This window comes from Lentzea rhizosphaerae (assembly GCF_042649515.1).
In the GTDB taxonomy this organism is placed as follows: Bacteria; Actinomycetota; Actinomycetes; order Mycobacteriales; family Pseudonocardiaceae; genus Lentzea; species Lentzea aerocolonigenes.
Map to the genome: position 1 here is coordinate 1 of NZ_JBHRZI010000010.1, position 11,692 is coordinate 11,692.

Here is an 11,692-nt window from a genome sequence, read left to right on the forward strand (position 1 = left end):
GAGGCCGAGCCGCCGCAGCTCCTCCTGCACGCCGATCGCGACCCCGCCGGACTGGGTGACGAGCCCGACGGCACCCGCGCGGTCGCGGTCACCCGCGAACGTGGCGTTCATCCGCACGTCGAACGAGCTCGTCGACACACCGAGGCAGTTCGGGCCGACGAGCCGCATGCCGTGCCTGCGGACCGCGTCCAGCAGGGCCTCGGCGTCGACACCGGACGAGATGACGACGAGCGCCCGCACGCCGCGCCGGCCGCACTCCTCCGCGACGGCGGGAACCGCCTTCGCGGGCACGCACAACACCGCCAGCTCGGGTGCTTCCGGCAGCTCGCTGACCGAGCCGTAGCAGTCGACGCCGGCCACGGACTTGGCGTGCGGGTTCACCGCGTACAGGTCGCCGGTGTAGCAGCCCTTCACGAGGTTGCGCAGCACCGCGTGCCCCACGGAGTCCGCCGACCTGCCCGCGCCGACGACGGCGATCGAGGCAGGGCGCAGCACGTGGCGAAGGCTCGCGACGTCGGCGAGCGACTCGCGTTCGCCCACGGCGTCGAGGTACCTGTCGCCGGGTTCCAGCACGAGCTCGACGTAGACGACCTCGCCGTCGGGCACGATCGAGGTGACCAGGCCCATGTCGGTGAACACGCGCAGCATCCGGCCGTTGATCGTGAGCACCTCGGCGGTGAACCGGCGCACGCCCCGGCCGCGCGCCAGCGACGCGAGGTGTTCGAGCAGGAGGGTTCCCACGCCGTGGGCCTGCTCGGTGTGGGAGACGACCAGCGCGACCTCCGCGAAGTCCGTCCGCCGCACCACCACGTAGCTCGCGGCACCCAGCAACCGGTCCTCGAGAAAGGCGCCGAGCACCACGTGCCGGGGTGCGTCCGGCGAGACCATCCGCTCGACGAAGTCCTCCAGCTGGTGCGGCGACGTGCTGAAGAACCTCAGGTACCGGTCCTCGACCGGCAGGCCGCGGTGCAACGCGAGCAGCGCCGGCACGTCACCCGGCCCCAGCTCGCGCACCGTGACGACCGAGCCGTCCGTCAGCAGCGCCGCCGCGTTCACAGCAGCGGTCCAGGAGTCAGCGGTGCGGCGGCGGCAGCGGGTGCGTGTTCCTGTTCCCGCTCGACCTTCGGCTCGCGGACCACGACGACCGGGCACGAGGCGTGGTGCACGCAGTGGGCGCTGACCGAGCCGAGGATCGCCCCGACGACCGTGCCGTGGCCGCGGCTGCCGACCACGAGCAGTTCGGCGTCCTTCGACGCGGCGGTGAGCACGTCCCTGGCGTCGCCCTCGACCAGGATCCGGCGGATCTCCACGCCCTCGAACCCCTGCGTCACGGCGTCGAGAGACTTCCGCGCCGCGGCTTCGAGCGCCGGCGGCGACATCTCCACCATGATCTCGGCGGGCACCTGCCCGATCATCACGCCGTAGTCCCGGTGCCACGCCGAGATCACGTCGACCGGGCACCCGCGCCGCCGCGCGTCCTCCACGGCCCACCGCAGCGCCGCACGGGCGGCGGGCGATCCGTCAACTCCGACCACCACGGGCCGGGACTCGTTCTCGCTCATGCACATCAGGCTTCCGCCCGGTGCCGCGGCGGGTGAGTGCCCGCGGTCCCCCGCCGTCCGGGACCTTCGTCCCCGGCCCGGCCGGGCCGGTGCGGATGGGCTCACCCTGCTCGTGACGTTGGCCCCTCCCCGCAGTCCCCGCCCGCGCTGGAGGCTGGTCCGGAGTGATGGGAGCGGTCATGAGGGCACCTGTGATCCTGGTCGGCGTCGACGGTTCGGCCCAGTCGCGCGCGGCGCTGCGGTGGGCGATGGAGGAGGCGTCGCACCGCGGTGCGCGGGTGGAGGCCGTGCTGGCCTACCACCAGGAACCGGTCGTCGTCCCGGCGGTGCCGATGGGCCTCAACCCGTACGGCGAGATGCCGCAACGACGACACCCCGCCCGCGAGCTCCACGACACCGTGCAGCAGGTGCGTTCCACGATGCTCAACGCGCCCGACGTCGCCGAGTGCGTCGTCGTGGGTGACGCGGCGGACCACCTGGTGGAGGCCTCCAAGCACGCCGAACTGCTGGTGATCGGCACCCGCGGCCGGGGTGCGATCCGTGAGCTCCTCTCGCACGGCGTCGCCGCGCACTGCCTGCGCCACGCCGAATGCCCCGTCGTGGTCGTTCCCGCGGCGGCGACCTCACGAACGCCAGGGAGGCGATGAAGATGCACTGGTACTACGGCACCCCGATGGGCTGGGGCGGGTTCGCGATGATGGCGCTGACCACGGTGTTGTTCTGGGGCGGGCTCGTGGCCCTGGTCGTCGTGCTGCTGCGCCGGCACCCGCACGCTCCGCAGATCGGCTCCGCGACCCGCATACTGGAGGAGCGGCTGGCCAGGGGCGAGATCGACACCGACGAGTTCGAACGGGTCAGGAGGACCCTCGATTCCCGGTGACAGGGCCTTTGGTCCCTGGGTACCACCAGCCGTCCCGCGAGATCGTGACGGTGCAACGGTCGAGGAGAGGTGGTCGCAAGTGGTGTCGCGTGTCTTCCTGGTGGACGATCACGAGGTCGTCCGGGTCGGGATCAGGGAGCTGCTCAGCGCCTCCCCCGACCTGGAAGTCGTCGGCGAGGCGTCGTCGGTGACCGAGGCGCTCACGATGGTCCCGGCGACCAACCCGGACGTGGCGGTGCTGGACGTGCGGCTCCCCGACGGCAACGGCATCGAGCTGTGCCGCGAGCTGCGGTCGCGCCTGCCCGAGCTGAACGTCCTGATGCTCACCTCGTTCACCGACGACGAGGCGTTGTTCGACGCGATCATGGCGGGCGCGTCCGGTTTCGTGCTCAAGCGCATCGTCGGCACCGACCTCACGGCGGCGGTGCGGACGGTCGCGGCCGGACAGTCCCTTTTGGACGCTCGCTCCACCGCGGCGCTGCTCAACCGCATCCGCCGGGAACGCGAGCAGGGCGACCCCGTCCGCGCGCTCACCGAGCAGGAACGCACCGTGTTCGACTACATCGGCGACGGGCTCACGAACCGGCAGATCGCGGAGAAGATGTTCCTCGCGGAGAAGACCGTGAAGAACTACGTCTCGCACCTGCTCGCGAAGCTGGGGCTCGAGCGCCGCACCCAGGCCGCCGTGCTGTCGTCCCAGCTGCGCAGCAAGCCGACGCAGCACGACAACGAGACGGGCTGAGCACGCCGAGACGTGCCTGCCACCGGCCAGTCGCGTGCGCGTGGCGAGGGCGGCTGGCCAGGTGCCTAGTCCAACGGGACCCGCCACGTCACGCGCGTCCCGCCACCAGGCTCCCCGGCGACGGTGAGGGCCCCGTTCAGCGCGGCCGCCCGCTGTTCGAGGTTGCGCAGCCCGCTGCGCGCCACCTCGGGCGGCATGCCCAGCCCGTTGTCGACCATCGTGATGATCAACGCGTCGCCCGCCTCGACGGTGAGCGTCAGCTCGGTCGCGCGGGCGTGGCGCAGCGCGTTCGTGACGGTCTCGCGCACCACGGCCTCGGCGTGTTCGCCGATGTGGTCGGGCACGAGGCTGTCGATGGTCCCCGACATCCGGATCGCCGGGCTCACCGGCGCGCCCTCGGTGATCTCGGCGACGATGTTGAGCAGCCTGCGCCGCAGACCGGTGTCGCCGGAGTCGGCCTGCAGGTCGAAGATCGACGTGCGGATCTCCAGCACGGTCTGGTCGAGCTGGTTGACCGCCTTCGTCACCCGCCGGCGCGCCTCGGGGTGGGTCACCCACGTCAACGCGCCCTGCAGGCTCATGCCGGTGGCGAACAGCCGCTGGATCACGTGGTCGTGCAGGTCGCGGGCGATCCGGTCGCGGTCCTCCAGCACGTCGACCAGGCGCTTGGCGCTCTGGTTCTCGGCGAACTCGATCGCCACCACGGCCTGGTCGGCGAACGACGCCAGCAACGGCATCAGGTCCGCACCGAACGCGGCCGCGTCCTTGTCCCGGACGGCGAGCAGCACGCCGGTCACGTTCGTGCCCGCCCGCAACGGCAGCACCACGGCGGCGCCCGCCTGGGCGGACAGGTCCCCCAGGTGACCGTCCACCTGCTCGACCAGCGCGGGAGCCGAAGTCTCCAGGACCTGCGCGAGCAGCGGGACGTCGGCGGTGAACTGGACGGCGGGGGCGTCGGTGCCCGCCAGCGCCGCCGCGCGGAGCTCATCGCCCTCACGCAGCAGCACGACGGCCCACGACGCCGACGCGAGCTCGACGGACCGCTGGGCGATGAGCTGCAGGGCGTCCTGCGCCGAGGCCCCCGCGAGCAGCTGGGCGTTGATCTCCGCGGTCGCCTCCAGCCACCGCTCGCGCATCCGGGACCGTTCGAACAGCCTGGCGTTCTCCACCGCGACACCGGCGGCGGCGGCGAGCGCCTCCAGCACGACCTCGTCGTCGGGGGTGAAGTCGCCGCCGTCCTTCTTCTCGGTCATGTAGAGGTTGCCGAACACCTCGTCGCGCACCCGCACGGGAGTGCCGAGGAAGCTGTGCATCGGCGGGTGGTTGGGCGGGAAGCCGACGGACGCGGCGTGCTCGCTCAGGTCGTGCAGCCGGATGGCCCTCGGATCCTTGATCAGCAGACCGAGCAGGCCCTTGCCCTGGGGCAGGTGCCCCATCTGCGCACGGGTCGCGGGGTCGATGCCGACGTAGACGAACTGCGACAGGTTGTGCCGCGACCCGAGCACGCCCAGCGCGCCGTAACGGGCACCCACCAGCTCCACGGCGGCCTGCACGATGCGCTGCAGCGTCGAGTCCAGCTCCAGACCGGCGCCGACCGCGAGCACCGCGTCCAGCAGGCTCTGCATCTTGTCCCTGGTCGACCCGATCTCGGCGAGCCGATCGCGCATCTCGTCGAGCAGCTCGTCCAGGCGCAGGCCACCGAGCAGGCTGCGTGACGGCGTCTCATCGGGATCCAGCATGGATCAAGCTTTTCACGTGACCGCAAAGCCGCCAAGCGGTCCCGGCCAGGTCGGGACCTTCGACAGTGGGTCCCCGCCCTCGCGGCACGGACAGTGAACGGACACAGCTTCGAGCAGCAACACGATGGAGTGAAGGACATGGCTGAGGTGACCGCGGCACTCGGGCTGGAGCCCGAACAGATCGAGAGCGCGCTCACGGCCGCTTCGCTCGCGCCGTCCGTGCACAACACCCAGCCCTGGCGGTTCCGCGTCCGGCCGGACCGCATCGAGCTGCACCCGGACCCGGCCCGGCGGCTCGCGGCCACCGACCCTGAGGACCGCGAGCTGCGGCTCTCGTGCGGCGCCGCCCTGTTCAACCTGCGGCTGGCGCTGCAGTGCCGCGGCGTGCGCCCGCTGGTGACGATGCTGCCCGGCGCGGACGCACCCGGCGCCCTCGCGGTCGTTCGCCGAGGTGGGACGTTCAAGGCCGAGGACGAGCACCGCGCGTTGCTCGCGGCGGTGCCGCACCGCCGCACGAACCGCCGCCCGTTCCTCGACGCGGCCATCGATCCCCGGCAACGACACGCGCTCGTCCGCGCCGCCGAACTGGAACGGTCCTGGCTGCACGTCGTCGCCACGCCGGAAGACCGCGCCCAGCTCAAGCGGTTCGTCCAGCGGGCCCACGAGATCCAGCTCGCCGACGAGAGGGTGCAGGCGGAGTTCGCCGCGTTCACCGGCCACCGCCCCGGCGCGACCGACGGCGTGCCGCCCGCGTCGGCAGGAGTGCGTCCGGAGATGCAGGACGAGTGGGTGTTCCGCGACTTCCAGGGCCCGCAGCGCCAGGCCGGCAAGGACTACGAGTCCGACCCGCTCGTCGTGGTCCTGTGCTCGTTCTACGACGGCCCGCTGGGCGACCTGCAGGCAGGACAGGCGATGCAACGCGTCCTGCTCACCGCGACCACGCACGGGCTGTCCGCGTCGTTCATGTCCCAGCCGGTCGAGGTCCGGCGCGTCCGCGAGGAACTGCGCCGCGCGCTCGGCGGCGTGCTCGTCCCGCAGACCGTGCTGCGCCTGGGCTTCAGCACCCCCGTGCCACCGACCCCGCGGCGTGCCGTCGCCGAGCTGCTGCTCAACTCCGACGAGCACGCGATCTCAGGTGGATGAACGGCGCTTTTGTCCACCTGAGGTGGACAAAAGCGCCGTTCATCCACGTCGGGCAGGGCCCTGCGACGACAGGACTTTGGTCCCGGCGCAGTCGCCTCTTCCCGCCCTGCTCCGGACGGCGCAAACACCCCATCGTTGTCCCATGGAACCAGTCGTGCTCATCCAAGACGGTCCCGGACGCGACGAGAACGCGCTGCGCTGGGCCGCCGCCCACGCCCGGCTCGTCGGCGCCGGCCTCGAGATCCACCACCCCCGGGACGACTTCCGCGCCCAGCTCGTGGTCGTCGGCTACCGGGGTCCGGGGAGCTCGGCACTCGGTCTGGGTGGCCACGTCCTGCCGCTGCTGGCCACCACGCACTGCGACGCGGTCGTCGTGCGCGGCACGCCCGCGGCCGTCGACGGCCGGCACCGCCACGTCACCGCCCTGGTCAGCGGTGGCTCCGGTGATGGCCGAGTGCTGCGCCACGCCGCCGACTTCGCCCGGCGACGTGGCGCCGTACTGCGCGTCCTGCACGCGGCGCCACAGCCTCCGGCCCGGTGCGCCGCCGACCCGGACCACTCGTACGTCCTCGACCGCGCGGCCGCGGCGCTCGGCACCGTCGCGCACCACGCGGTCCTGGTGCGCGCGCAACCGCACGAGGCGATCGCCCGCTGCACCGACACGGATCTGGTCGTCGTCGGTTCCGGGGACTCGCACGACAGCGGCACCGTCACCAAGGCGGCACTCCACCACGCGCCGTGCCCCGTTCTCGTGGTGCACGGGCCCGTTCTGGAGCAGCACCACGGCCGAATCGTCGTCCCCGCTCCTCGCCGGCCGGTTCACTCCCAGGCCTGAGCGTCACGCCATCTCGGCCGCGCACCTCGCACCCCAGTTCCGCGCCCGGTCGAGCTCGCCGTCCACCACCGGGCCCTTCGTCCCGCCGACGTAGAAGTTCTCCGCCGGCGCCAACGTCCGGAAGCCTGCTCGTCGCAGCCGCGTGAGGGCGGCGCCGAGCCGACCTCGACGAGGTCGACGGTCATCCCGGTACAGCAGGACACCCCCGCGGCCCGGTGGGCGACCAGGGCCCGAGGAAACGGCGCGGGCAGGACTTCGGTCCCGTCAGATGCGGACCCCGCACCCTGGGAGGTGACCGAGCGGCACGGCAACGTGGCAGGTAACGATTCAGAGTGAGGAGCGCGAGATGCCGAACGCCGACCTGTCGCTGGTCGACGCGTACTGGCGAGCCGCCAACTACCTGTCGGCGGGCCAGATCTACCTGATGGACAACCCGCTGCTGACCGAGCCGCTGGCGCCCGAGCACGTCAAGCCGCGCCTGCTCGGCCACTGGGGCACGACTCCCGGACTGAACTTCATCTACGCCCACCTGAACCGGATCATCCGCGAGCGCGACCTCGACGTGCTCTTCGTGACCGGCCCCGGCCACGGCGGACCGGCCCTGCTCGCGAACACCTGGCTGGAGGGCACGTACAGCGAGACCTACCCGGACGTGCCGCGCGACGCCGAGGGCATGCGCCGGCTGTTCCGCCAGTTCTCCTTCCCCGGTGGCGTGCCGAGCCACGTCGCGCCCGAGGTGCCCGGTTCGATCCACGAGGGCGGGGAGCTGGGGTACTCGCTGGCGCACGCGTTCGGCGCGGCGTTCGACAACCCCGGTCTCATCGTCGCTTGCGTGGTCGGCGACGGCGAGGCGGAGACCGGGCCGCTCGCGACCAGCTGGCACGCCGGCAAGTTCCTCAACCCCGCCACCGACGGCGCCGTGCTGCCGATCCTGCACCTCAACGGCTACAAGATCGCCAACCCGAGCCTGCTGGCGCGCATCCCGCACGAGGAGCTCGATTCGCTGTTGCGCGGCTACGGTTACGCGCCGTTCTACGTCGAAGGCCACGAGCCCGCGGCGATGCACGCACGCATGGCGGAGGTGCTCGACCAGGTCGTCGACAAGATCCAGCTGGGCGAACGGCCGATGATCGTGCTGCGCAGCCCGAAGGGCTGGACCGGGCCGTCCGAAGTGGACGGTGTGCCGATCGAGAACACGTGGCGCGCCCACCAGGTTCCGCTGTCGGGCGTGCGGACCGATCCCGGCCACCTGAGGCAGCTGGAGTCGTGGCTGCGCGGCTATCGGCCGGAGGAGCTCTTCGACGCCGACGGCGCACCACGACCGGAGCTGGCCGCGCTCGTGCCGCACGGGACGCGTCGGTTGGGCGCGACACCGCACGCCAACGGCGGATTGCTGTTGCGCGCGTTGAAGATGCCGGAGATCCGCGCGCACGCCGTGGACGTCGTCAAACACGGCAGCACGCACTCGGAGCCCACCAGGGTGCTCGGCCGGATGCTGCGCGACGTCATCACGCTCAACGCCGGCGCCCGCTCGTTCCGGATCTTCGGCCCCGACGAGACGGCCTCGAACCGGCTCGACGCCGTGTACGACGTGACCGGGAAGCAGTGGCAGGCGCAGACGTTGCCGGTCGACGAGCACCTCACCCACGACGGCAGGGTCGTCGAGGTGCTGTCCGAGCACCTCTGCCAGGGCATGCTGGAGGGGTATCTGCTCACCGGCAGGCACGGGCTGTTCAACTGCTACGAGGCGTTCATCCACATCGTCGACTCGATGTTCAACCAGCACGCCAAGTGGCTCAAGACGCATCAGAAACTGGTGTGGCGCAGGCCGATCGCGTCGCTCAACTACCTGCTGAGCTCGCACGTGTGGCGGCAGGACCACAACGGTTTCTCCCACCAGGACCCCGGTTTCATCGACCACGTGATGAACAAGAAGGCCGAGGTCGTGCGCGTCTACCTGCCACCGGACACCAACACGCTGCTGTCTGTCGCGGACCACTGCCTGCGCAGCAGGGACTACGTCAACGTGATCGTGGCCGGCAAGAACGAGACACCGGACTGGCTCTCCCCCGACGAGGCCGCGTTGCACTGCGCGCGCGGCGCCGGGATCTGGGACTGGGCGGGCAACGACGAGGACGAACCCGACGTCGTGCTGGCGTGCGCGGGCGACGCACCGACCGTCGAGGTGCTGGCGGCGGCGAAACTGCTGCGCGAGCACCTGCCGTCGCTGCGGGTGCGGGTGGTGAACGTGGTGGACCTGATGCGCTTGCAGCCGGACACCGAGCACCCGCACGGCATGCCGGACCGCGAGTTCGACGCGCTGTTCACGGCGGACCGCCCGGTGATCTTCGCCTACCACGGCTACCCCTGGCTCATCCACCGCCTGACCTACCGCCGCACCAACCACCACAACCTGCACGTCCGCGGCTACAAGGAGGAAGGCACCACCACGACCCCGTTCGACATGCTGGTGCTCAACGACATGGACCGCTACCGGCTCGTCATCGACGTCGTCGACCGGGTGCCGGGACTCGGCCAGAAGGCGGCCGGGCTGCGGCAGCTCATGCAGGACCAGCGCACCCGCCACCACGCCTGGATCCGCGAGCACGGCGAGGACCTGCCCGAGGTGCGCGACTGGACCTGGCAGTGAACGTGCTGGTGGTGAACGCGGGGTCGTCCAGCCTCAAGCTCCGCGTGCTCGGCGAGGACGACACCGTTCTCGCCGAGCACCACGCCGAGCGCTGGACCGGCGAAACCGGTCCCCTGGAAGACTTCCTGAGCACCAGCGCCACCGCGATCGACGACGACACTCGTGCCAGGATCGAGGCTCTCACTGCGCTCGCACCGTTGCACCAGCCCCGTGCTTTGGCCGGCGTCGACGCGGCGACGCGTTTGCTGCCCGGAGTGCCGCAGGTCGCGTGCTTCGACACTTCGTTTCACACCACCATGCCCGCGGCCAGGGCATCGCCGCCATGACGGCGTCACTGGGCGGCATCGACCTGCTCGTGTTCACCGGCGGCGCAGGCGAACACGACCCGGTGTTGCGCGCGGAAACCGTTGCCGGACTCGCGTTCCTGGGCCTCGAACTCGACCCCGGCCGCGCAGATGAGGACGTCGGCCCCTCACCTCCGCACCACTTCGCACACAACGGTGAAGGTTGACAACCCAACTGGCCGCACGCGGCCTCTGGCAGACGTGGTTCCGCTGGACGACGGCCGGTGAGTTCGCAGGCTTCCTCGCACCGGCACTCGTGGGCGCGACCACCTCCTCCCCGCAGCTGCTCGTTCTCGCGGGACTGGCAGAAGGCGCCGATCTTCTACCTCCAGCCGAAGCCGGACCTGATGGCCGCGGCACCCCTCGGCTTCCAGCTGCACGCACTCTCCGCCTGGGCACTGGTCGCGTTCTGGCCGTTCAGCCGCCTGGTGCACGTCTTCTCCGCCCCGATCGGCTACCTGACCAGGCCCTACATCGTCTACCGCAGCCGCGACCCGAAGCACGGCACCCGCGCACCCCGCCGGGGCTGGGAAAGCCTGAACCAGCGCTGAGCCCGGCCCACCCCGGCCGGGCTCCCGCTCACCCCGTCACCCTGGCACGAGATCCGGACGCAGCGCCGACGCCCCGTGCAGGTACACGTGCCGGATCTCCGACCGCGGCAGCGGAGTCTCGACGTGTGCCATGACGCGCACCACGCGTGCCAGTCCGGTGGGGACGGCGATCTCGGTGGCGCACATCATGGGCACGTCGTCGAGCCAGCCGCCCCGCGCGGCCGCCGCCGGGAACGTGCTGCGCAGGTCCGGGGTCGTCGTGAACAGCAGGCTGATCACGTCCTCGGAGTCGACGCCGTTGCGGTCGAGCAGCTCGGCCATCAGTTCCTTCGTGGCGGCCACGACCAGTGCCGGGTCGTCGGCGTCCACCTGGGTGGCGCCGCGGATAGCTCGGATCACCGCTCACTCCTCGAGGAGATCGGGCTGCTCCAGGGTGATCTCGTCGTAGAGCAGCTGGAAGCTGAACCAGCCGAGCTGCGCGTCGCCGAAACCGTCCTGTGCCGCGAGGGCCTGCTCGTGCGACATCGGCACGGGCTTGCCGGCCGACATCGCCAGCAGCTGCACGTGTGCGCAGCTGTCGAACGTGAAGAACCAGTGCACTGCCTCTTCCAGTGAGCCGCCGACGGTGATGAGACCGTGGTGGCGCAACAGGATCGCGCGCTTGTCGCCGAGCTTCTCCGCGATGTCCTGGCCCTGCTCGACCGCGATGGACGGGCCGCGGTAGTCGTCGTAGAGCACCTGGTCCTGGTAGAACGCGGCCGACTCCTGGTCGAGCGGCTCCAGCAGCTGGCCGAGTGCGCCGAGCGCCCGCGAGTGCGCGGTGTGCGCGTGGGCGGCGGCCTCGGCCTTCGGGTTCAGGCTGTGGATCTTCGAGTGGATGACGAACGCGCTCGGGTTGACCGGGTGGTTGCCCTCGACGACGGTGCCGTCCTCGTCGACGCAGATGAGGTCGCGGACCTTCACCAGGTTGAACGACACGCCGAACGGGTTCACCCAGAACCTGTCGTCGTGCTCGGGGTCGCGCACCGAGATGTGGCCGGAGATCCCTTCCCCGAAGCCGTACTTGCCGAACAGCCGCAGCGCCGCGGCGAGCCGCTGCTTGCGGTGCCTGCGTTCCTGGGCCATGTCGGCGAACTCCGGCGCGTGCGGCATGGGCAGCCCGGTGTGCGTGTCGGCGAGGTAGCCCGGCCGCACGGGTTCGACGGTGGAAAGTTCCACAGTGGACATTTCGTTGAACTCCTCGATG

Annotated in this window: 13 protein-coding genes and 1 pseudogene; 9 read left to right on the forward strand and 5 right to left on the reverse strand. The window is 71.2% G+C overall.

Annotated elements, in window-relative coordinates; all coding sequences use genetic code 11:
- Nucleotides 1-1,056 (reverse strand): GNAT family N-acetyltransferase (locus tag ACFOWZ_RS06430; protein WP_382370124.1); only part of this gene is annotated, 1,056 nt, incomplete at its 3' end.
- Nucleotides 1,053-1,562 carry a universal stress protein gene (locus tag ACFOWZ_RS06435; RefSeq protein WP_382370126.1) on the reverse strand — a complete coding sequence of 170 codons (510 nt, stop codon included), beginning with the start codon at nucleotides 1,560-1,562 and terminating at the stop codon, nucleotides 1,053-1,055. The genes ACFOWZ_RS06430 and ACFOWZ_RS06435, both read right to left, overlap by 4 nt.
- 179 nt (nucleotides 1,563-1,741) lie before the next feature.
- Between ACFOWZ_RS06435 and ACFOWZ_RS06440 the strand changes: the two genes are divergently transcribed.
- The 3 genes from ACFOWZ_RS06440 (at nucleotide 1,742) to ACFOWZ_RS06450 (ending at nucleotide 3,184) form a co-directional block, all read left to right on the forward strand.
- Nucleotides 1,742-2,209, forward strand: a complete 468-nt coding sequence (locus ACFOWZ_RS06440; protein ID WP_382370128.1) for a universal stress protein — start codon at nucleotides 1,742-1,744, stop codon at nucleotides 2,207-2,209.
- A complete protein-coding gene (locus ACFOWZ_RS06445; protein ID WP_382370130.1) occupies nucleotides 2,206-2,442 on the forward strand; it encodes an SHOCT domain-containing protein in 237 nt (78 codons plus the stop codon). Before ACFOWZ_RS06440 ends, ACFOWZ_RS06445 begins: the two co-directional genes overlap by 4 nt.
- A 79-nt stretch (nucleotides 2,443-2,521) precedes the next feature.
- The gene (locus ACFOWZ_RS06450) at nucleotides 2,522-3,184 is read left to right on the forward strand and encodes a response regulator (RefSeq protein WP_030471099.1); all 663 of its coding nucleotides are present in this window, start codon (nucleotides 2,522-2,524) and stop codon (nucleotides 3,182-3,184) included.
- A 65-nt stretch (nucleotides 3,185-3,249) separates the two neighbouring features.
- On the opposite strand, the gene ACFOWZ_RS06455 is transcribed toward ACFOWZ_RS06450, so the two are convergent.
- Nucleotides 3,250-4,923 carry a sensor histidine kinase gene (locus ACFOWZ_RS06455; protein WP_382370132.1) on the reverse strand — a complete coding sequence of 558 codons (1,674 nt, stop codon included), beginning with the start codon at nucleotides 4,921-4,923 and terminating at the stop codon, nucleotides 3,250-3,252.
- Nucleotides 4,924-5,061: 138 nt separating this feature from the next.
- Here ACFOWZ_RS06455 and ACFOWZ_RS06460 point away from each other — a divergent pair, with 138 nt between their 5' ends.
- The 6 genes and pseudogenes from ACFOWZ_RS06460 to ACFOWZ_RS06485 form a co-directional block, all read left to right on the forward strand.
- The gene (locus tag ACFOWZ_RS06460) at nucleotides 5,062-6,066 is read left to right on the forward strand and encodes an Acg family FMN-binding oxidoreductase (RefSeq protein ID WP_382370134.1); all 1,005 of its coding nucleotides are present in this window, start codon (nucleotides 5,062-5,064) and stop codon (nucleotides 6,064-6,066) included.
- A gap of 142 nt (nucleotides 6,067-6,208) precedes the next feature.
- On the forward strand, nucleotides 6,209-6,901 hold the full coding sequence (locus ACFOWZ_RS06465) for a universal stress protein (protein ID WP_382370136.1): 693 nt from the start codon (nucleotides 6,209-6,211) through the stop codon (nucleotides 6,899-6,901).
- 325 nt (nucleotides 6,902-7,226) lie between these two features.
- Nucleotides 7,227-9,551, forward strand: a complete 2,325-nt coding sequence (locus ACFOWZ_RS06470; protein WP_382370466.1) for a phosphoketolase family protein — start codon at nucleotides 7,227-7,229, stop codon at nucleotides 9,549-9,551.
- Nucleotides 9,548-9,877 carry a hypothetical protein gene (locus ACFOWZ_RS06475; protein WP_382370138.1) on the forward strand — a complete coding sequence of 110 codons (330 nt, stop codon included), beginning with the start codon at nucleotides 9,548-9,550 and terminating at the stop codon, nucleotides 9,875-9,877. The genes ACFOWZ_RS06470 and ACFOWZ_RS06475 overlap by 4 nt, the downstream gene beginning before the upstream one ends.
- Entirely contained in the window at nucleotides 9,874-10,062 is a 189-nt protein-coding gene (locus ACFOWZ_RS06480) for a hypothetical protein (protein WP_382370140.1), read from the forward strand. Before ACFOWZ_RS06475 ends, ACFOWZ_RS06480 begins: the two co-directional genes overlap by 4 nt.
- Before the next feature lie 150 nt (nucleotides 10,063-10,212).
- Nucleotides 10,213-10,446, forward strand: a pseudogene (locus ACFOWZ_RS06485) (respiratory nitrate reductase subunit gamma); the annotation flags it as partial.
- A 36-nt stretch (nucleotides 10,447-10,482) separates the two neighbouring features.
- Here ACFOWZ_RS06485 and aroH read toward each other — a convergent pair.
- Nucleotides 10,483-10,845: a chorismate mutase gene (gene aroH / locus ACFOWZ_RS06490; protein ID WP_382370142.1), complete on the reverse strand. Its 363-nt coding sequence runs from the start codon at nucleotides 10,843-10,845 to the stop codon at nucleotides 10,483-10,485.
- Between the two features lie 3 nt (nucleotides 10,846-10,848).
- A complete protein-coding gene (locus tag ACFOWZ_RS06495; protein ID WP_382370144.1) occupies nucleotides 10,849-11,673 on the reverse strand; it encodes a class II aldolase/adducin family protein in 825 nt (274 codons plus the stop codon).
- Between the last annotated feature and the right edge of the window lie 19 nt (nucleotides 11,674-11,692).

Coding starts and splice junctions, on each gene's coding strand:
- ACFOWZ_RS06435 (WP_382370126.1), bottom strand. CDS start 1,562: ATGAGCGAGAACGAGTCCCGGCCCGTGGTGGTCGGAGTTGACGGATCG.
- ACFOWZ_RS06440 (WP_382370128.1), top strand. CDS start 1,742: ATGAGGGCACCTGTGATCCTGGTCGGCGTCGACGGTTCGGCCCAGTCG.
- ACFOWZ_RS06445 (WP_382370130.1), top strand. CDS start 2,206: ATGAAGATGCACTGGTACTACGGCACCCCGATGGGCTGGGGCGGGTTC.
- ACFOWZ_RS06455 (WP_382370132.1), bottom strand. CDS start 4,923: ATGCTGGATCCCGATGAGACGCCGTCACGCAGCCTGCTCGGTGGCCTG.
- ACFOWZ_RS06460 (WP_382370134.1), top strand. CDS start 5,062: ATGGCTGAGGTGACCGCGGCACTCGGGCTGGAGCCCGAACAGATCGAG.
- ACFOWZ_RS06465 (WP_382370136.1), top strand. CDS start 6,209: ATGGAACCAGTCGTGCTCATCCAAGACGGTCCCGGACGCGACGAGAAC.
- ACFOWZ_RS06480 (WP_382370140.1), top strand. CDS start 9,874: ATGACGGCGTCACTGGGCGGCATCGACCTGCTCGTGTTCACCGGCGGC.
- ACFOWZ_RS06495 (WP_382370144.1), bottom strand. CDS start 11,673: ATGTCCACTGTGGAACTTTCCACCGTCGAACCCGTGCGGCCGGGCTAC.